Origin of the sequence: Pseudomonas sp. B21-036, from assembly GCF_024748925.1 — a bacterium.
Taxonomy (GTDB): Bacteria; Pseudomonadota; Gammaproteobacteria; order Pseudomonadales; family Pseudomonadaceae; genus Aquipseudomonas; species Aquipseudomonas palmensis.
In genome coordinates this window covers 1,731,900-1,749,351 of record NZ_CP087178.1, presented here as the reverse complement: position 1 = coordinate 1,749,351, position 17,452 = coordinate 1,731,900, and the positions used below count along the sequence as shown (strand labels likewise).

Annotated in this window: 23 protein-coding genes; 3 read left to right on the top strand and 20 right to left on the bottom strand. The window is 66.0% G+C overall.

Features of this window, described 5'->3' with window-relative positions:
• Positions 1-177: 177 nt before the first annotated feature.
• The 4 genes from LOY33_RS07970 to LOY33_RS07955 all read right to left on the bottom strand — a co-directional run bounded on the left by LOY33_RS07970 (position 178) and on the right by LOY33_RS07955 (position 2,833).
• Complete coding sequence (locus LOY33_RS07970; RefSeq protein ID WP_043861853.1) at positions 178-765, bottom strand: hypothetical protein; 588 nt, start codon at positions 763-765, stop codon at positions 178-180.
• 13 nt (positions 766-778) lie between these two features.
• Positions 779-1,390 carry a hypothetical protein gene (locus tag LOY33_RS07965; RefSeq protein WP_043861852.1) on the bottom strand — a complete coding sequence of 204 codons (612 nt, stop codon included), beginning with the start codon at positions 1,388-1,390 and terminating at the stop codon, positions 779-781.
• An 80-nt stretch (positions 1,391-1,470) separates the two neighbouring features.
• Positions 1,471-1,809: an FKBP-type peptidyl-prolyl cis-trans isomerase gene (locus tag LOY33_RS07960; RefSeq protein ID WP_043861851.1), complete on the bottom strand. Its 339-nt coding sequence runs from the start codon at positions 1,807-1,809 to the stop codon at positions 1,471-1,473.
• A 91-nt stretch (positions 1,810-1,900) separates the two neighbouring features.
• Entirely contained in the window at positions 1,901-2,833 is a 933-nt protein-coding gene (locus LOY33_RS07955; protein ID WP_043861850.1) for a DMT family transporter, read from the bottom strand.
• Between the two features lie 156 nt (positions 2,834-2,989).
• Here LOY33_RS07955 and LOY33_RS07950 point away from each other — a divergent pair, with 156 nt between their 5' ends.
• Entirely contained in the window at positions 2,990-3,883 is an 894-nt protein-coding gene (locus LOY33_RS07950; RefSeq protein WP_054915613.1) for a LysR substrate-binding domain-containing protein, read from the top strand.
• Here LOY33_RS07950 and LOY33_RS07945 read toward each other — a convergent pair.
• The 12 genes from LOY33_RS07945 to ccmA form a co-directional block, all read right to left on the bottom strand.
• Complete coding sequence (locus LOY33_RS07945; RefSeq protein ID WP_043861848.1) at positions 3,876-4,289, bottom strand: GFA family protein; 414 nt, start codon at positions 4,287-4,289, stop codon at positions 3,876-3,878. The two genes, LOY33_RS07950 and LOY33_RS07945, sit on opposite strands and share 8 nt — an antisense overlap.
• Before the next feature lie 91 nt (positions 4,290-4,380).
• Positions 4,381-5,319, bottom strand: a complete 939-nt coding sequence (locus tag LOY33_RS07940; protein ID WP_104572224.1) for a 2-hydroxyacid dehydrogenase — start codon at positions 5,317-5,319, stop codon at positions 4,381-4,383.
• A 48-nt stretch (positions 5,320-5,367) separates the two neighbouring features.
• On the bottom strand, positions 5,368-5,778 hold the full coding sequence (locus tag LOY33_RS07935; RefSeq protein WP_104572223.1) for a hypothetical protein: 411 nt from the start codon (positions 5,776-5,778) through the stop codon (positions 5,368-5,370).
• Positions 5,779-5,788: 10 nt separating this feature from the next.
• Positions 5,789-6,973, bottom strand: a complete 1,185-nt coding sequence (ccmI, locus tag LOY33_RS07930; protein WP_258662411.1) for a c-type cytochrome biogenesis protein CcmI — start codon at positions 6,971-6,973, stop codon at positions 5,789-5,791.
• A complete protein-coding gene (locus LOY33_RS07925; protein WP_043861844.1) occupies positions 6,966-7,442 on the bottom strand; it encodes a cytochrome c-type biogenesis protein in 477 nt (158 codons plus the stop codon). Before LOY33_RS07925 ends, ccmI begins: the two co-directional genes overlap by 8 nt.
• Complete coding sequence (locus tag LOY33_RS07920; RefSeq protein WP_043861843.1) at positions 7,439-7,975, bottom strand: DsbE family thiol:disulfide interchange protein; 537 nt, start codon at positions 7,973-7,975, stop codon at positions 7,439-7,441. Before LOY33_RS07920 ends, LOY33_RS07925 begins: the two co-directional genes overlap by 4 nt.
• Positions 7,972-9,945, bottom strand: a complete 1,974-nt coding sequence (locus tag LOY33_RS07915) for a heme lyase CcmF/NrfE family subunit (RefSeq protein WP_167400228.1) — start codon at positions 9,943-9,945, stop codon at positions 7,972-7,974. The genes LOY33_RS07920 and LOY33_RS07915 overlap by 4 nt, the downstream gene beginning before the upstream one ends.
• Before the next feature lie 11 nt (positions 9,946-9,956).
• Positions 9,957-10,412, bottom strand: coding sequence for a cytochrome c maturation protein CcmE (ccmE, locus tag LOY33_RS07910; RefSeq protein WP_058542048.1), 456 nt, complete (start codon positions 10,410-10,412; stop codon positions 9,957-9,959).
• Complete coding sequence (gene ccmD / locus LOY33_RS07905) at positions 10,409-10,585, bottom strand: heme exporter protein CcmD (protein WP_043861840.1); 177 nt, start codon at positions 10,583-10,585, stop codon at positions 10,409-10,411. Before ccmD ends, ccmE begins: the two co-directional genes overlap by 4 nt.
• A complete protein-coding gene (locus LOY33_RS07900; protein ID WP_043861839.1) occupies positions 10,582-11,358 on the bottom strand; it encodes a heme ABC transporter permease in 777 nt (258 codons plus the stop codon). Before LOY33_RS07900 ends, ccmD begins: the two co-directional genes overlap by 4 nt.
• A gap of 43 nt (positions 11,359-11,401) precedes the next feature.
• Positions 11,402-12,070: a heme exporter protein CcmB gene (gene ccmB, locus LOY33_RS07895; protein ID WP_043861838.1), complete on the bottom strand. Its 669-nt coding sequence runs from the start codon at positions 12,068-12,070 to the stop codon at positions 11,402-11,404.
• Positions 12,067-12,699 carry a cytochrome c biogenesis heme-transporting ATPase CcmA gene (gene ccmA / locus LOY33_RS07890; protein ID WP_043861837.1) on the bottom strand — a complete coding sequence of 211 codons (633 nt, stop codon included), beginning with the start codon at positions 12,697-12,699 and terminating at the stop codon, positions 12,067-12,069. Before ccmA ends, ccmB begins: the two co-directional genes overlap by 4 nt.
• 182 nt (positions 12,700-12,881) lie before the next feature.
• Here ccmA and LOY33_RS07885 point away from each other — a divergent pair, with 182 nt between their 5' ends.
• Together LOY33_RS07885 and LOY33_RS07880 are read left to right on the top strand one after the other, a co-directional pair.
• Positions 12,882-14,453, top strand: a complete 1,572-nt coding sequence (locus LOY33_RS07885; RefSeq protein ID WP_058542049.1) for a flagellar hook-length control protein FliK — start codon at positions 12,882-12,884, stop codon at positions 14,451-14,453.
• Positions 14,450-14,785, top strand: a complete 336-nt coding sequence (locus LOY33_RS07880) for an EscU/YscU/HrcU family type III secretion system export apparatus switch protein (protein ID WP_043861835.1) — start codon at positions 14,450-14,452, stop codon at positions 14,783-14,785. Before LOY33_RS07885 ends, LOY33_RS07880 begins: the two co-directional genes overlap by 4 nt.
• Positions 14,786-14,810: 25 nt before the next feature.
• Here the strand turns inward: LOY33_RS07880 and LOY33_RS07875 are convergent, their stop codons facing one another.
• From LOY33_RS07875 to LOY33_RS07860, 4 genes are all read right to left on the bottom strand, one after another.
• A complete protein-coding gene (locus LOY33_RS07875) occupies positions 14,811-15,203 on the bottom strand; it encodes a DUF2802 domain-containing protein (RefSeq protein ID WP_043861834.1) in 393 nt (130 codons plus the stop codon).
• Between the two features lies 1 nt (position 15,204).
• Positions 15,205-15,684: a chemotaxis protein CheW gene (locus LOY33_RS07870; RefSeq protein WP_043861833.1), complete on the bottom strand. Its 480-nt coding sequence runs from the start codon at positions 15,682-15,684 to the stop codon at positions 15,205-15,207.
• Between the two features lie 64 nt (positions 15,685-15,748).
• Complete coding sequence (locus LOY33_RS07865) at positions 15,749-16,642, bottom strand: CheW domain-containing protein (RefSeq protein ID WP_258662409.1); 894 nt, start codon at positions 16,640-16,642, stop codon at positions 15,749-15,751.
• Positions 16,642-17,430 carry a ParA family protein gene (locus tag LOY33_RS07860; protein ID WP_043861831.1) on the bottom strand — a complete coding sequence of 263 codons (789 nt, stop codon included), beginning with the start codon at positions 17,428-17,430 and terminating at the stop codon, positions 16,642-16,644. Before LOY33_RS07860 ends, LOY33_RS07865 begins: the two co-directional genes overlap by 1 nt.
• Between the last annotated feature and the right edge of the window lie 22 nt (positions 17,431-17,452).

Sequence of the window (17,452 nt, the reverse complement as noted above, 5' to 3'; positions counted from 1 at the left end):
TGAGGCTGACCCGCCTGTGCCACCCCGCAGCCGAGGCTGCGGGGTGATCCCTGTCTGTCGTTCCATCCGTGGAAACGGGCGTGCTTGAGAGTGTCGCAAACCCGTTTGGTTCATCCGTGCCGGCTCAGCCTTGAGCCCGCGCCAGTCTGGCGCAGGGATGTTTCGCGATGATGACGCTCAGATCAGCTTGCGCCGGATCGCTTCTTCAACCGAACTGCGGCTCAGGTGTTCGATGATGGCATCGCCCGAATCGTTGAACGGCACCGCGAAGATCAACAGCAATTGCATCCAGGTGGTGATGGTTTCGCTCTTGCTGACCTTGCCGATGAGTTTGCCTTCACGGTCCTTGTACAGCGTCTCCAGGGTCAGGGTGTTGTCGAAGGTGGACGGGATGATGAACAGCGTCGCACCGGTCAGCGTCGCCGCCAGCACGTTGCCTTGCTCGTTGTTCCTGAGCGTGACGTAGGCGTACACGTCGGAGTCGACCTTCTCGCTGGTCACCCGTGTGAAGCGCTCGCTCTGTTCATAGCTCTGCACCAGGGTCTTTTCGAAACGCATCAGGTTGGCGTTGCTGGCGCGCGGCTGGCCGTTGAACTCGTACAGTGTGTTGAAGCGCACATAGGCGGTCTTGTGCGCGGGCGCCGCATCGGCGGCAGGCAGCGGCGGCCAGGCTTCGACCACCGGCAACTGGTGCTGGGAGTAGCTGATGCAGCCGGTCAGGGCCGTGCTGAGGGCCAGCAACAGGGCCATTAGGCAATGACGCATGGTTGAATTCCTTTCAGTGAGTGGCCAATTGCGGGGCAGCCGTCGCGGTGTCGAGCAACCTGGTGATCAGCTGACGCAACTGCACGCCCCCCAGGCTGCCGTTGGCATAGTCGTTGTCGTACAGGCCGACATTGTTGTCGAGCTTGACCTGCTCGGTGACGCGGGTGAGGCGCTTGCCGTCGCGGTCTTCGATCACCAGCTCGCCGGCCAGGTCGTACTTGTCGACATAGATCGGGCCGTTGAACCAGATCCAGAACGTCAGCGTCACCAACGCGCCGGGAACGTAACCGGGGTGCGTGGTGCGCTTGCCCTTGAGCGAGGTGATGGTGAACTTGAGCACTACATCCTGCTCGCCCAGGGTGGCGGGAAATTCCACCAGTTTGGTGAAGTACTCGCCGCGGTCGACGTAGTGGCTGATCTGTGCGGTGAGCTGGCGGCTGATGTTCAGGCGCACGTCATCCTTGAGGTCGGGCGCGGTGATGGCCACGTCGGCGATCTGGGCGCCCCGCTGTGCAGTGTTATCGGCCACGGTGACCGGTTCGCCGATCGGGCCCACCGGTGTGAAGGAGTAGCAACCGGTAAGGCCGAGGCAGGCCAGGAAAAGAAAACAGAAAGTACGCAGCACGCAAAATGTCCTTGCTTCGGGTGAGAGACAGGCTGTTATCGGCATCAGGGCCAAAGACTGTAATGAGAATGACTCAGCCCTCAATCGTCGCGGGTGAGAACCTCGAGCAACTCGATCTCGAAGGTGAGGGTCGAATTCGGCGGGATGCTGCCTACGCTGCGCGCGTCGTAACCCAGGTGCGCCGGCACGATCAGCTTGCGCTTGCCGCCCACCTGCATGCCCATCAGGCCCTGGTCCCAGCCCTTGATCACGCGGCCGGTGCCGATCACGCACTGGAACGGCTTGCCGCGTTGGTGGGAGGAATCGAATACGCTGCCATCGTCCAGCCAGCCGGTGTACTGGGTGGTGATCAGCGCCCCCTTGACGGCCGCCTTGCCGTCGCCCAACTGGAGGTCGATGATTTGAAGTTCGTTACTCATGGGTGATCTCTGACGGCTATGGGACGTTTTCTGCCGATGCGTTTTCGCAGCAATGGCCGTGTTTTGCAAGGCTGTGGGGAGCGAACTCGGATCATGAGGTGGCGCCGGCTGTCACCGGCTCGTGCTGGCGCATCGACCAGCACACCCCGCCCACCACCAGCACGATCGCCGCGCCCTCCAGCAGGTTCGGCCCGCTCTGGCGCCAGATGAACGCATACAGCAAGGCAAACAGGGTCTCGAACACGATCAACTGCCCGCTCAGGGTCAGCGGCATGCGCTTGGCTGCCGCATTCCACAACACCCCCGCCAGCCACGAGCCAAACAGCGCGCAACCCAGGCTGAACGCCCAGAACAGCTGCCAGCGCTCAGCAGTGGCCTGCACCTGCAACTGCTGCGGCTGCCACACCCACAGCAGCGCCACCAGCACCAGGCTGAACACGCCGGTCACCACCCCGGTGAGCACCGACCACTGATGGCTGTCCAGGTGCCGGCACTGCTTGAGATAGCGGCTGTTGTAGGTGGCGTACCAGGTCCAGCAGGCCAGCGCGGCCAGCGCATAGAGCAGCCCGGCGAGCTTGTCCTGCACCGCCCCCGGCTCCACCGCGAAGGTCTGCAGGTTGATGCACAGCATGCCCGCCAGGATCAGCGCCAACGGACCGGCCAGGCGCGACAGGGCCACCGCGCCGCTGTCATTGCGCCCGTACAGGGTGATGGTCAGCGGCAGCACACCAACGATCAGCGATGCCGGCGCCACGCCCAGGCGCTGGATCGCCGCCACCAGGCACATGAAGTACAGCAGGTTGCCGATCAGCGCCAGGCGCGCCAGCATCCACACGTCTGCCCGTTCGAGCTGACGCAGCGCCTTGCGCATTGGCAGCAGCAGCGCGAGCGATACCGCCCCCAGCAGGACGAACCGCGCACAGGCCAGCAGCACCGGGCTGAACTCCGGCAGCAGTTGCGGCACCATCAGCACCATGCCCCACATCGCACCGGCCACGCCGGCATACGCCACACCCCGTTTCACTTGCCTGCTCCTCGTTTTTCAGAGCACGCAGGCTAGCCAAATGCAGGCGTCCAGGCAAAAGATCATTCGGCATGCAGGCATTCCCATGGGGAATACCTTTAAAGCGCAAAGCACCGGGTTTACCATCCAGCCATTCCCTGAACCGAAGACACCGCAATGAGCCGCTTCAGCCGTCACCTGCCCCCGCTGGATACCCTGATCGCTTTCGAGGCGGTGGTACGCACCGGCAGTTTCACCCGCGCCGCCGCCGAGCTGTCTCTGACCCAGAGCGCGGTGAGCAAACAGATCAAGCTGCTTGAAGAACACCTGGGTGCGCCGCTGTTCGAACGCCGCGCCCGCGGCATCACCCTGACCGCCGCCGGCAGTGGCTTCAATGCCATCGTCGAGCCGATGCTCGACAGCCTGCTGGCCAACGTATTGCGCCTCAAGAGCGGGCACGGCAGCCGCAATGTCAGCGTGATCTGCACCCATGCGGTGGCACAGTACTGGTTGTTCCCGCGGCTGCTGCGCTTCAACGCACAGCACCCCGAGCTGACAGTGAACATCCATGCCAGCAACGAGATGGATGAACGCGTGGTGGGCAACTATGACTTCGGCGTGCTGTACGGCCATGGCCGCTGGAGTTCACTGCAGGCCGACAAGCTGTTCGATGAATGCATCTACCCCATCGTCAGCACCCAGCGGGCCCTGCCGCCAGCCGATTCGCTGGCGGCGCTGCAGGCCCTGCCGCTGATCCAGCTGGATGCCTCGGCCTGGAACTGTCTGGATTGGCCCGACTGGTTCGCGCACCTGGGGGTGCGCTACAAGGCGCCGGCCGATGCGGTGACATTCAATCAGATCACCCTGGTGTTCGACGCGGTGATGCAGGGTATGGGGGTGGGGTTGGGCTGGGAGTTCATGGCCCGCGAGCGTATCGCCAGCGGGCAGGTGCGGCCGGTGTCGGAGTTCGTCGTGCACACCGGCCAGGCCGACTACCTGGTGCACGACAGGCAGCGTGTGTGCTCGCCGGCGGCCCAGGTGTTCAGGGACTGGTTGCTGGCGCTCAACTGAACTGCGCTTGCACCTCGGCGCCGGTGAGGGTCCGGGTCTGGTTGGCGAAGCAGTAGTAACCCGGCTTCTGATCGATGTAGATCTGCAGTTCCAGCGCCCAGTCACTCTCGCCATCGAGCACGCCCACCGGCACGGCGTCGAAGCCGCCGGCCTTGAGGCGATAGAACAGGTGGGTGCCGCAGGTGCCGCAGAAGCCGCGCTGGGCCCACTCGGAGGAATCGTAGATGCGCGGGGTGTCGCCGCTGAGCCTGAGGGTCTGGGTGCTGTGCACCACCATCAACGGGCCACCGGACCATTTGCGGCACATGCTGCAATGGCAGGCGCTGACGCTGGCGTTGTCGAGGCTGACGCTGAGGTGAATGGCGCCGCACAGGCAGCTGCCGTGTTTTTCCTGGGGTTGGGACATGGTGCAGGGTCCTTGCGGTGAGCGGTAGGGCTGAAGTCTAGCAGCAGTCGGCCCCGGCCCTTTCGCCGGCAAGGCCGGCTCCTACAGCGGATTACGCCGTCACCGGGGTCAACACCGGTTCCCCGGCAAAGAACGCCTGCAGGTTGCGCAGCACCAGCGCCACCGTATCGCGCGCCGCTTCCGGCGACTGTCCGGCCACATGCGGGGTCAGCACCACGTTGTCCAGCGCCTTGAGTGCCTGCGGCACTTCAGGCTCGGCATCGAACACATCCAGCCCGGCCCCGGCAATACGCCCTTCGCGCAACGCCGCCACCATCGCATCGGTGTCCACCACGCTGGCCCGCGCAATGTTCACCAGAAAACCCTGAGGCCCCAGTGCGTCCAGTACCGCCGCGTCGACCAGGTGGCGCGTACCGGCCCCGCCCGGGGTGGCAACGATCAGAAAGTCCACCTCCCCCGCCAGCGCCAGCGGGCTTTCGCACCAAGTGTAGGGCACGTCGGTGCGTGGCCGGCGGTTGTGGTAGCTGACCTGCATGTCGAAGCCCAGCGCCGCACGCCGGGCAATCGCCAACCCCGTCGCGCCAAGGCCCAGTACCCCGAGGCGCTTGCCGCTCAGCGACGGGCTGATCACACGGTTCCACTGCCCCAGGCGGGTGGTGGCATCGGCACGGGTAATATCGCGCACGATGGCGAACAGCAGCGCCAGGGCATGGTCGGCCACCGCCGTGGCGTTGGCACCGGCGCCATTGGTCACGGTGATGTCACGCGCAGCAGCCGCTGCCAGGTCCACTTCCTCGTAGCCGGCGCCGATGACGCAGATGATTTTCAGATGGGGCAAGGCGGCGATTTCGTCGGCTCGCAAGCCCAGCGGCCCGCGGGTCAGTACCGCATCGATTGCGCCGCCGTGGCGGGCGATGGCCTCGGCACGCAGGGCCGGGGTCTGTGCCCGAATCAGCTCGAAGCCGGCCTGTTCGAGCAAGGGCAGGTAGTCATCCACCGTTTCTACCAGCACCAGTACCTTGTGTGTCATGCCCTGCCCCCTGGCCATTCGCAAAAGGGGCATTATGCCGGCTTGGGCTTACTGGGCGAAAGCCCGTCCCAGGCCGCCCGGCACGCCGCTGCTGTCGGTGTCCTGCCAGGGGCCGTCAGGGCTGGTGGCCCAGCTCCAGCCATTGCTGAAGCGGTAGTAGGTGCGTTGGCGGTAGAAGGTGTTGGTCTTGCCTTCGAGCACGTACACCCCGAGTTTAGGGTCCCAGTGGCTGGCGCCACCCGGCGGCGGCGCGAAGCTTGCCGAGGTGCGTGGCATCGGCTTGGGCGTCGGCAGCGTGGCCGGGGTACTTGGCTTGGGCCCCGGCACCGGTTTGATCACCGGCCCGGTCGGCGGCAGGGTTTCGATCGGCGGCACGGTGGGCTCGCTGGGCCGATGCACCGTACACGCACTCAAGCCCACGGCCAGGGCGATCAGGGTGAGGCGTGCGATGCTGTTCATAGTGAGCTCTCTACGGGTCCGGGCTGTCGATGGTCAGGTGCTGCGGCGCCTCGGTGCTGCTGGCCAGCGGGCTGCCACGGCCGATCCACTCGCCCTTGGTCGGCTGGCCGGCACGGGAGACGCGCGCAACCAGTTGGACTTCGGGGAAGCTCGACAGTTTCATGTTCGGCATCATCGCATCGCTGTCGCTGAGCTGAACCTCGATCGGCAGGTCGGCCACGGTCACGCGCTTGGCCGCCAGCGGCATCGGCGGCCCGGAACTGGCGCGGGCAAAGATGAACACGCTGTCATCGGGACGCACCTTGTCCTTGAGCGCCGGCGCCAGCTCGACCCGCACCGTCAGGCGTGCGCTGGTGGCCGGCGCCTGGCCCGCGGCCTTGAGCCGTTCGCCAGCACGCTCGATGCCGCCCTGCAGCGCGGCACGCGAGGCATCGCCCTCGGGCAGCTGGGCAATCAGACGGTTCCAGTAGTCGATGGCCTGCTGGTAGCGCCCGTCCTCGAACGCGGCGATACCCAGCAGCCCCAGGCTGGTGACTTCCGCCGGATCGGCCTTGAGCGCTTCGTCGGTCAACGCCTGCATCTGCGCTGTCCACTGCTTGCCGTTACCGAAGTACAGCGCCTGCGCCCATTGCCCAAGCAGCTCAGGCTGACGCCCGGCCAGGGCGGCAGCGCGCTCGAAGGCCTTGGCGGCATCGGTGGCGCGTTCCTGGGCCATGTAGGCACGGCCCAGCAGGTACAGGCCTTCGGCCGAGTCTGGCTGGGCCTGCACCGCACGCTCCAGGCGCGAGGTCATCTCCTGCACCGACTGCGGCGCCTGGGCGAACTCGCGGGTCAGCTCGACCTTGTCGCTGGCGCCAAAGTGCAGGTACAGCCCGAGGCCCATCACCGGCACCAGCACTGCGGCCAGCAGCGGCAAGGTCTTGCCCAGGCGCGCACTGCGGTCGGGCTCGGCGTTGTCGGTGTCGGCCAGCAGCTCGCGGGCGGCCTCGTCGCGGCCACGGTCCAGTTGCTCGACGGTGAGCACACCGGCCTCGCCCTGGGCCTGCAGTTCGGCCACGCGCTCCTGGTACAGGGCCACGTTCAACGCGGTACGGTCTTCTTCCTGTTGCGCACGACGCACGCGCAACACCGGGATCAGCAGAAAGCTCAGGGCTACCAGTAACAGCAGGCCTGCGGGAAGCCAGAATTCAGTCATGGGTGCGTTCTTTGTCCAGCAGTTTGGCGAGGCGCTCACGCTCCTCGGGGGAAAGGTCGACGGTGCCGCCTGCCGCCTGGGTACGGCGCTTGCGCACGATCAGCGCCAGCATGCCGAAGCCGCCCAGCAGCAGGATGCCCGGGCCGAACCACAGCAGCCAGGTACGCGCCGTCAGGGCCGGCTTGTAGCGCACGAAGTCGCCATAGCGGTCGACCATGAAGTCGATGATCTGCTGGTTGTCCTTGCCTTCGCCGAGCATGCGGAAGATCTCGCGGCGCAGGTCGGCGGCAATCGGTGCGTTGGAGTCGGCGATGTCCTGGTTCTGGCACTTGGGGCAGCGCAGTTCCTTGGTCAGCACGTGGTAACGCTCGCGCTCGGCGTCGTCGGCGAACTGATAGGTGTCGATGGCCGCGTGGGCCACGCCGGCGATGCTCAGGCCCAGCAGCGCGCCTGCCAGCCAGCGCCTCATTGGCCGGCCTCGTCGAGCAGGCCCTGGTACAGCGGCGCCAGTTGCTCGCGCCACACGGTCTGGTCGACCACGCCGACGAACTTGTGACGGATGATGCCCTTGGCGTCGATGATGAAGGTCTCCGGCGCGCCGTACACACCCAGGTCCAGGCCGAGGGTGCCGTGCTCGTCACGGATGCCGATCTGGTAGGGGTTGTGGAACTCGGTCAGCCACTTGATCGCAGCCGCGTTCTCGTCCTTGTAGTTGACCCCGTAGATCACCACGCCCTGCTCGGCCAGCTTGTTCAGCACCGGGTGCTCGACTTTGCACGAGGGGCACCAGGTGGCCCACACGTTGACCAGCGCCGGCTTGCCCAGCAGGTCGTCGCGGGTCAGGGTCCGGTCGCCTTCCACGGTCGGCAGCGAGAACGCCGGGAAGGGTTTGCCGATCATCGCCGAGGGCAGCTCGGACGGGTCCAGGTACAGGCCCCGGTACAGAAACACCGCCACCAGCAGAAACACCGCCAGCGGCAGCACCATGATCCAACGCTTCATGCAGTTGCTCCCGACATGCCCAGTACTTCACGTACCCGGCTTTTCACCTTGACCCGATACCGCTTGTCCATCGCCGCCATCAGGCCGCCCAGGCCGGTCAGCAGGCCGCCCAGCCAGATCCAGCGCACGAACGGCTTGACGTGCACGCGCACGGCCCAGGCGCCGTTGTCCAGCGACTCGCCCAGCGCCACGTACAGGTCGCGGGTGAAACCGGCATCGATGCCGGCCTCGGTCATCACCGACTGCTGCACGGTGTACAGGCGTTTTTCCGGGTGCAGCACGCTGATTTCACGACCGTCCCGCAGCACGCGCACGGTGCCCTTGTCGGAGGTGAAGTTCGGCCCTTCGAAATGCTTGGCGCCTTCGAACACGAACTGGTAGCCGCCCAGTTCCATCGACTCGCCCGGCGCCAGGCGCAGGTCGCGCTCGGCGCTGTTGTTGCTCGACAGCACCACGCCCAGGGCGCATACCGCGATGCCCAGGTGCGCCACGTGCATGCCCCAGTAGCTGCGGCTCAGGCCGCGCATGCCCTTGAGCAGGCCCTTGTGACGGGTCTTGTCGAGCAGGTCGCGCACGCCGGCCAGCAGGATCCACGCCGCCAGGGCGAAGGTGGTCAGTACCTGCCAGTCGAAGTCGTCCACCAGCAGCCCGCCGATGGGCGCCAGCACCACGCTGCCGATCGCCACCGGGGTGAGCATGCTCACCAGCCATTTCGTCGGGGTGTCCTTCCAGCGCACGATCACGCCGACCGCCATCACCACCATCAGCAGGGCCATCAGCGGGATGAACAGTGCATCGAAGTAAGGCGGCCCCACCGACAGCTTGGCCCCGGTCAGTGCATCGAGCACCAGCGGGTACAGGGTGCCCAGCAGGATCATCGAGGCCGCCACCACCAGCACCAGGTTGTTGGCCAGCAGCAGGGTTTCCCGCGACCACAGAGCGAACCCGACCTGGCTCTTGACCACCGGGGCGCGCAAGGCGAACAGGGTCAGCGAACCGCCGACCACGAACAGCAGGAAGATCAGGATGAACACGCCGCGCTCGGGGTCGGCGGCAAAGGCGTGCACCGAGGTCAGCACGCCGGAACGCACCAGGAAGGTGCCCAGCAGGCTCAGCGAAAATGCAGCGATCGCCAGCAGCACGGTCCAGCTCTTGAACACGCCGCGCTTCTCGGTGACGGCCAGCGAGTGGATCAGTGCGGTGCCCACCAGCCACGGCATGAACGAGGCGTTTTCGACCGGGTCCCAGAACCACCAGCCACCCCAGCCGAGTTCGTAGTAGGCCCACCACGAGCCCAGGGTGATGCCGATGCCCAGGAACGCCCATGCCACGATGGTCCAGGGCCGCGACCAGCGTGCCCAGGCCGCGTCCAGGCGCCCGCCGAGCAAGGCGGCGATGGCGAAGGCGAAGGCCACCGAGAAGCCCACGTAGCCCATGTAGAGCATCGGCGGGTGCACGATCAGGCCGATGTCCTGCAGCAGCGGGTTGAGGTCGCGACCATCGGCAGGCACCTGCGGCAGCAGGCGCTGGAACGGGTTGGAGGTAACGATCAGAAACGACAGGAAGCCCACGCTGATCATGCCCATCACCGCCAGCACCCGGGCCAGCATCACCTGCGGCAACTGGCGCGAGAAGATCGACACGGCGAAGGTCCAGCCGCCCAGGATCAGCGCCCACAGCAGCAGCGAGCCTTCGTGGGCGCCCCACACGGCGCTGAACTTGTAGTACCAGGGCAAGGCGCTGTTGGAGTTGCTGGCCACATACGCCACCGAGAAGTTGTCGGTCATGAAGGCATGGGTCAGGCAGGCGAAGGCAAACGCCAGGAAGGCGAACTGGCCCCACGCCGCCGGGCGTGCAAGGCTCATCCACAGGCTGTCGCCCCGCCAGGCGCCGAGCAGCGGCACGCTGGCCTGAACGCCGGCAAAACAGATGGCCAGGATCATCGCCAACTGGCCCAGCTCGGGAATCATCAGTGCAGCATTCATGGCTTGGCTCCGCCGTCGGTGGACACCTGGCCGCTTTCCTTCAGGGCCTTGGTGACCTCGGGCGGCATGTATTTTTCGTCGTGCTTGGCCAGCACCTCGTCGGCCACCACCACGCCCTCGGCGTTGAGCTTGCCCAGGGCGACGATGCCCTGCCCTTCACGGAACAGGTCGGGCAGGATGCCGCGGTAGGTGATGGGCACCGACTTGTTGAAGTCGGTGACCACGAAACGCACGTCCAGCGAGTCGCCGGAGCGTTGCAGGGAACCGGCCTCGACCATGCCGCCAGCCCGGATGCGGGTATCGAGCGGGGCTTCGCCGTTGGCGATCTGGGTAGGGGTATAGAACAGGTTGATGTTCTGCTGCAGCGCGCTCAGGGCCAGGCCGACGGCGACGCCGACACCCACCAGCAGGCCGAGGATGATGAACAGACGCTTCTTGCGTTGCGGATTCACTTGGACTTCTCCCGGCGCAGGCGGCGCGCTTCTTCTTGCAGATACCGGCGCTTGCTCAGTACGGGCGCGGCAACATTGATGGCCAGCACCAGCAGGCAGATGCCATAGGCCGACCAGACATAGAGGCCGTGATGGCCCATGGCGAGGAAATCATTGAAGCTGGCAAAACTCATCGTGCGGTCTCCCGCCCCAGGTGGCCCAACACTTCATCCTTGACCCAACTGGCGCGTGCCTCGCGCCGCAGCACTTCAAGGCGCATGCGCAACAGCAGCACCGCGCCGAAGAAGCAATAGAACCCCAGCACGGTCAGCAGCAGCGGCAGCCACATCTCGGCAGGCATCGCCGGCTTTTCGGTGAGGGTGAAGGTGGCGCCCTGGTGCAGGGTGTTCCACCACTCCACCGAGTACTTGATGATCGGGATGTTGATCACGCCGACAATCGCCAGTACCGCGCAGGCCTTGGCCGCGCTCTCACGATTGCTGATCGCCTGGCCCAGGGCAATCAGACCGAAGTACAGAAACAGCAGGATCAGCATCGACGTTAGTCGTGCATCCCAAACCCACCAGCTGCCCCAGGTCGGCTTGCCCCAGATGGCACCGGTGCTCAGGGCCACCACGGTCATCCAGGCGCCGATGGGCGCGGCGCATTGCAGTGCAACGTCGGCGATCTTCATCTTCCAGACCAGGCCGACCACGCCGGCCACCGCCAGCATCACGTAGCACGACTGCGCCAGCATGGCCGCCGGCACGTGGATGTAGATGATTCGGAAACTGTTGCCCTGCTGGTAGTCCTGCGGGGCGAAGGCCAGGCCCCAGACCACGCCCACGGCGATCAGCAGGATGGCGGCGATGCTCAGCCACGGCAGCATGCGGCCGCTGATGGCATAGAACCATTTGGGTGAACCCAGCTTGTGAAACCACGTCCAGCTTATTGCGCTGCTTTTCATCACGGTACATCCAGGGTCTTTGCTGGGCGGGGCCCAGACCTCATTATTCGCCGACGCTGATCTTCAGGCCAGCCGCTATTGCAAAGGGTGCCAGGGTTACTGCAAGGGCGGTCAGGCTGCCAAGCCAGAGCAGGTAACCGGTCGCCGGCATAGCTTGCAGTGCCGCCTGCAAGGCGCCACTGCCCAGGATCAACACCGGGATATATAACGGCAAAATAAGCAGTGCCAGCAGCAGGCCACCGCGCTTCAAACCCACGGTCAAGGCTGCGCCCACTGCACCCAGCAGGCTCAGTACCGGGGTACCGAGCAGCAGCGAGGCCAGCAGTACCGGCAGGCATTGCACCGGCAAACCGAGCATCAGGGCCAGCAGCGGCGACAACAATACCAGTGCCAGACCGGAAAAGGCCCAGTGTGCCAGCACCTTTGCCAATACCAGAAGCGCCAGGGGGTGCGGCGAAAGGACCCACTGCTCGAGGGATCCGTCCTCGAAATCACTGCGAAACAGCCCGTCCAGCGAGAGCAGAACGGATAAAAGGGCGGCCACCCAGACTAACCCAGGGGACAAGTTTTGCAACAATTGCGTCTCCGGCCCGACCGCCAACGGGAACAACGCGATCACGATCGCGAAGAACACCAATGGGTTGGCAAGCTCGGCCGGCCGGCGGCACAGCACCTGCGCTTCTCGGCGCAGCAAATGAACGAACACACTCATGCCGCGTACTGCCCCAGGTTCAGTTCTCGGTAGCCGGACGGCGTCTGCGCCAGCGTGTGGTGGGTGGTCAGCACGACCATGCCGCCGCGCTCGCAATGCGCCGCCAGGTGCGCTTCGAGCTGGGCCACGCCCTGCTTGTCGAGGGCGGTGAAGGGTTCGTCGAGAATCCACAGCGGCGGGCTGTCCAGGTACAGCCGCGCCAGCGCCACGCGGCGCTGCTGGCCGGCCGACAGGGTATGGCAGGCAACATCTTCGAAGCCGCGCAGGCCCACGGCCGCCAGTGCCTGCCAGATCGCCTCGCGGCTGGCAGGCTGATGCAGGGCGCACAGCCAGGCCAGGTTTTCCTCGGCGGTGAGCAGGTCCTTGATGCCGGCCGCATGACCGATCCACAGCAGCATCCTGGCCAGTTCACTGCCCTGCTCGGCCAAGGGCTTGCCGTCCAGGCGGATTTCACCGCTGGTGGGCCGCATCAACCCGCTGAGCAGGCGCAGCAGGCTGGTCTTGCCGCTGCCATTGGGGCCGCTGATCTGCAGCATGTCACCGGCCGCCAGGTGCAGTTCGAGGTGTTCGAAAAGCATTCGCCAGTCGCGCTCGCAGGCCAGGCCCACAGCTTCGAGTCGAGGGGTCACAGGTTCGCCTTATGGTTCGGTCTCAAGTCGGTCCGGGCCTGGCCGTTATACTGAGCAACAGCTGTACGGCATGGCCGGTCGCATCGGGCACGCCACAGGACGTGCGCACCCGCCAGGAACGGGCGGCATTATACATGGCATGTCCTACTGCAAAGAGGGCTATTTCCACAGGTTGCAACGTGATGACAGGCGAAATCAACAGCCTTGGCCCGCAGGCCCTGGCCAACCCCCAGGCGCGCAGCGCGGCGATGACCGGCGAACTGCTCAAGCTGCTGCAACCCCAGCCTGCCCTGCTCGCCCCGGGCGAGACCGCGCAGGCGCAGGTACTGTCGTTGCGCCAGGTCGGTCAGGACTTCCAGCTCCTGCTGCAACTGACCCAGACCAACGGGCGCCAGACCACCGTGCAGACCAGCGCCAGCCAGCCCCTGCCCCAGGGCAGCGAGCTGACGGTCAGCCAGCCCAATGCCGGCAACCTGAGCATCACCGTGCAGCAGGCCATCGCGCGCAGCGTGGCCACCCTCACCCAGCTCGACACCCGCCAGTTGCCGCCGGGCACCCTGCTGCAGGGCAAGGTACTGACCACCCAGACGCTGCCCCAGGCTGCCGGGCAGCCGGCCTTGTTCCGCTCGTTGGTGACCCTGCTCAACACCGCCCAGGCCGGCGCCACCCTGAACATCGACAGCCCTCGGCCACTGGCGCTGGGCAGCCTGCTCAGCGCACGGGTACAGGGTGAACAGTCGATCAGCTTCGTGCCCCTGAGCGGGCGCCAGGAACAACTGGCGATCACCCAGCACCTGAGCGCGCAGCTGAGCCGCCAGGCCTCGCTGCCGGGCCTGCTCGCCAGCCTGCAACAGATGAGCGCCGAGCAGCGCCTGCCGGCCGATGTGCGGGCCAGCGTGAGCACCCTGCTGGCCAGCCTGCCGGACATGGAACAGCTCGGCACGGCCAAGGGCCTGGCCCAGGCCCTGAACAACAGCGGCGCGTTTCTGGAAGCCAAGCTGCTGGCTGGCGCCCCCGCCGCCCTCGCCCCCGACCTCAAGGCCCAGGTGATCCGGCTGGTGGCGCAGTTGCTGCCCGGCCTCCCCGGCAGCACCCAGTTCAACCCGGCCGTGGCTGCCAGCACCCTGGCCCAGGTGCTGCCGGGCATGGTGCGCAACGCCCTGGGCATGCTCGGCCAGGTAAGCCCGCGCCCGGCCCCGGGAAGCTTTCCGCTGCCCTCGCGGTTGCTGCAAAGTGGCGACGAGGAAGGCGACCTGGAACACCTGCTGCGCCTGGCAGCGGCAGCCATTTCACGCCTGCAGAGCCACCAGCTCGCTGGCCTGGAGCAAACCCGCACCACCGCCGACGGCAACCTGCAGACCACCTGGCAACTGGAGATACCGGTGCGCAACGGTCAGGAGTTCATGCCGCTGCAAGTGAAGCTGCAGCGCGAGGAACCCCCCGAGCAGCAGGCCGACCCGGAACGCGAACAGCGCGACCCGCTGGAGATGCTCTGGCGCGTGGAACTGGCATTCGACCTCAGCCCGCTGGGGCCCTTGCAGGTGCAGGCGCAGATCAGCCAGGGCAACCTGTCCAGCCAGCTGTGGGCGGAGCTGCCGAGCACCGCGCAACTGATCGACAGCCAGCTCGGCAAGCTGCGCGCGCGGTTGGTGGAGCGCGGGCTCAACGTCGGTGAACTGCTGTGCCATCACGGTACGCCGCCACAGGGGCCGCGTACGCATCTGGAACAACGCTGGGTGGATGAAAACGCATGAGCCAGACCCCGCCACGTCAGGCCATTGCCCTGACCTACGACGGCCAGCAGGCCCCGACCTTGAGCGCCAAGGGCGACGACGAGCTGGCCGAGGCGATCCTGGCCATTGCCCGCGAACACGAAGTGCCGATCTACGAGAATGCCGAGTTGGTACGCCTGCTGGCGCGCATGGAGCTGGGCGATCAGATCCCGGAGGCGCTGTACCTGACCATCGCCGAGATCATCGCCTTCGCCTGGCAGCTCAAGGGCCAGGTGCCGGAGGGGTTCGTGGACAACGCCCCGCAGGAGCGCGACATTACCCCGAACCTGTACAGCCTGCCTGCGCCGGACTGACGACGCGCAGGCCGGGGGCCTTGCATCAGCTGCGGTGCAGCTTGCTCATCAGCTCGGCTTCGGCCTGGGTCAGGCCGCAGGACTGGGTCAGCTCGTCGACGCTGGCGCCCATGCCCACCAGCCGCGCCGCCTGGGCGAACGACAGGCTGTTGGGGTCGCGCTGCTCCAGTTGCATCAGCTTGTCCGGCAACGGCGCCACCACGGCGCGCAGCTCGTGCAACGCGTCGCCCATGCGCACCGTACCGTTCTGATAATCGTCCACACGCTTGGCCAGGTCCTTGATGCGCTGGTCACGCAGCGCATCGCCCTGGGCCTGCTGCGAGGCCAGCTCGCGCTGGCGCTTGCTGTAGCCGTAGAACAGCCACAGGCTGAGGATCCAGACCAGCGCCAGAAATATGACAGCACCCTCGAGAATCAACTCAGATATTCTCCAGCTCGGACCACTCTTCCTCGGTCATCATCTTGTCCAGCTCGACCAGGATCAGCAGTTCGTTGTTCTTGTTGCACACACCCTGGATGAACTTGGCCGATTCCTCGTTGCCGACATTCGGCGCGGTCTCGATCTCCGACTGACGCAGGTACACGACCTCGGCCACGCTATCGACCAGGATGCCGACCACCTGCTTGTCCGCCTCGATGATCACGATACGGCTGTTGTCGGAGATTTCGGCAGACATCAGGCCGAAGCGCTGGCGCGTGTCGATCACGGTCACCACATTGCCGCGCAGGTTGATGATGCCCAGCACATAGCTCGGCGCGCCCGGCACCGGAGCGATTTCGGTGTAGCGCAGCACTTCCTGGACCTGCATCACGTTGATGCCGTAGGACTCGTTGTCCAGCTTGAACGTTACCCACTGCAGAATCGGATCGTCGGAACCCTGCGCAGTCATGTTTTTCATTCCCCTAACCCTCAAAAGCCGTTCTCGGCGGTGTACTCAGTGCGGTCGCGGCAGTTGCGACCGATTATTTATGCGTACCGTGCATCTGCTTGACGGCGCCGCTGGCGATCAGCTCGGCCAGCTCGGCGACATCCAGCAGCGCGCACATGTGTTCGATGACCGTACCGGCAAGCCACGGGCGCTGCCCACGCTGGCTGCGCCACTTGATCTCGCTCGGGTCCAGGCGCAGCGAGCGGCTGACCTGATGCACCGCCAGCCCCCACTCGTAGCCCTGTACCGAAATAACGTATTGCAGCCCCTGGCGGAAGTCGTCGCGGTAGCGGTCGGGCATGACCCAGCGCGCCGTGTCGAGCACCTTCAGGTTGCCCGCCTGGCTGGGCAGGATGCCCAGGAACCACTCGGGCTGGCCGAACAGCGGCGTGAGCTCCTGGCCGGCCAGCGAGTAGATCGAGCCCAGGCACACCAGCGGCACCGCCAGGGTCAGCCCGGCCACGTCGAACAGCAGGCATTCGAACGGCTCGGCGGCCCAGGCCGGGCGACCGTCGCCCGTCAACGGCGGCACCGGCTGGTCCGGTGCTGCGGGCAGGTGCACCTGCACCAGCGGCTCGACCGGGGTTGGCACGTCGGCGATGACCGGGGCGACCACCGGGGCCGCCTCCACCACCTTGGCCACCACCGGTGGCGCCATCACCGGCATTACCAGCCGCGTAGGCTCGGCGAATGCCGGCACCGCGGTCTTGAGCTGGGCGTCACGGGCCTGTTCTTCGAGCACGGCGGCCTGGAACTCGTCGATCGCTTCAGGCGCCGTGACGACCACCGGGGCCGGGGCCACTGCGACGCGTTCGGCCACCGCCAGGGGCAATGGCTGCAGCTCTTCGGTGGCCTCCTGCAACAGGCCGTCCAGGTACGACTGCAAGGCCAGTTGAGGCTTTATGGTGACCTGCTGCGGGCTGTTCATCAGGCCACCTGCGCAACGGCATTCTGCGCCAGCAGATGCTTGAGCAATGCCCGGTAGGCAATCACGCCACGGCTCCTGCCATCGAACTGCGACGGCGTGAGCCCGGCACGGCTGGCGTCGCGCAGGCGCGTATCGACCGGAATGTAGCCCTGCCAGATGGTCTCGGGATAAGCGTCGCGCAGCACCCGCAGGGTGCCCATCGAGGCCTGGGTACGGCGGTCGAACAGGGTCGGCACGATGTGGTACGGCAAGGCCTGCTTGCGTGAGCGATTGACCATGCTCAACGTGCTGACCATGCGTTCGAGGCCTTTCACCGCCAGGTATTCGGTCTGCACCGGGATCACCAGTTGCTGGCTGGCAGCCAGCGCATTGACCATCAGAACGCCCAGCAACGGCGGGCTGTCGATGATCGCGTAGTCGAAATCCTGCCACAGCTGCGCCAGACTCTTGGCGATCACCAGGCCCAGGCCACTCTGGCCCGGGGACTGACGCTCGAGCACCGCCAGGGCGGTGCTCGAAGGCAGCAGCGAGATGCGCTCGTCGCTGGTGGGCAGCAACAGCTGGCCCGGCAGCCCTTCGGGCACCGTGCCCTTGTGCAGGAACAGGTCGTAGCTGCTGTGCTCGAGGGTGTCCGGGTTGTGACCGAAGTAGCTGGTCATGGACCCGTGCGGGTCGAGGTCGACCACGACCACGCGCTTGCCCGCCTCGGCCAGCAGGCCGGCCAGGGCGATGGATGTGGTGGTCTTGCCGACACCACCTTTTTGATTGGCTACTGCCCAGACTCTCATTGCGCTGCTTCCTCCCGGTCGG

Excerpts from the sequence above, each read along its gene's own strand:
- LOY33_RS07970 (WP_043861853.1), bottom strand. The coding sequence starts at position 765 with ATGCGTCATTGCCTAATGGCCCTGTTGCTGGCCCTCAGCACGGCCCTG.
- LOY33_RS07960 (WP_043861851.1), bottom strand. The coding sequence starts at position 1,809 with ATGAGTAACGAACTTCAAATCATCGACCTCCAGTTGGGCGACGGCAAG.
- LOY33_RS07950 (WP_054915613.1), top strand. The coding sequence starts at position 2,990 with ATGAGCCGCTTCAGCCGTCACCTGCCCCCGCTGGATACCCTGATCGCT.
- LOY33_RS07945 (WP_043861848.1), bottom strand. The coding sequence starts at position 4,289 with ATGTCCCAACCCCAGGAAAAACACGGCAGCTGCCTGTGCGGCGCCATT.
- LOY33_RS07940 (WP_104572224.1), bottom strand. The coding sequence starts at position 5,319 with ATGACACACAAGGTACTGGTGCTGGTAGAAACGGTGGATGACTACCTG.
- LOY33_RS07935 (WP_104572223.1), bottom strand. The coding sequence starts at position 5,778 with ATGAACAGCATCGCACGCCTCACCCTGATCGCCCTGGCCGTGGGCTTG.
- ccmI (WP_258662411.1), bottom strand. The coding sequence starts at position 6,973 with ATGACTGAATTCTGGCTTCCCGCAGGCCTGCTGTTACTGGTAGCCCTG.
- LOY33_RS07925 (WP_043861844.1), bottom strand. The coding sequence starts at position 7,442 with ATGAGGCGCTGGCTGGCAGGCGCGCTGCTGGGCCTGAGCATCGCCGGC.
- LOY33_RS07920 (WP_043861843.1), bottom strand. The coding sequence starts at position 7,975 with ATGAAGCGTTGGATCATGGTGCTGCCGCTGGCGGTGTTTCTGCTGGTG.
- LOY33_RS07915 (WP_167400228.1), bottom strand. The coding sequence starts at position 9,945 with ATGATTCCCGAGCTGGGCCAGTTGGCGATGATCCTGGCCATCTGTTTT.
- ccmD (WP_043861840.1), bottom strand. The coding sequence starts at position 10,585 with ATGAGTTTTGCCAGCTTCAATGATTTCCTCGCCATGGGCCATCACGGC.
- LOY33_RS07900 (WP_043861839.1), bottom strand. The coding sequence starts at position 11,358 with ATGAAAAGCAGCGCAATAAGCTGGACGTGGTTTCACAAGCTGGGTTCA.
- ccmB (WP_043861838.1), bottom strand. The coding sequence starts at position 12,070 with ATGAGTGTGTTCGTTCATTTGCTGCGCCGAGAAGCGCAGGTGCTGTGC.
- LOY33_RS07885 (WP_058542049.1), top strand. The coding sequence starts at position 12,882 with ATGACAGGCGAAATCAACAGCCTTGGCCCGCAGGCCCTGGCCAACCCC.
- LOY33_RS07880 (WP_043861835.1), top strand. The coding sequence starts at position 14,450 with ATGAGCCAGACCCCGCCACGTCAGGCCATTGCCCTGACCTACGACGGC.
- LOY33_RS07870 (WP_043861833.1), bottom strand. The coding sequence starts at position 15,684 with ATGAAAAACATGACTGCGCAGGGTTCCGACGATCCGATTCTGCAGTGG.
- LOY33_RS07865 (WP_258662409.1), bottom strand. The coding sequence starts at position 16,642 with ATGAACAGCCCGCAGCAGGTCACCATAAAGCCTCAACTGGCCTTGCAG.
- LOY33_RS07860 (WP_043861831.1), bottom strand. The coding sequence starts at position 17,430 with ATGAGAGTCTGGGCAGTAGCCAATCAAAAAGGTGGTGTCGGCAAGACC.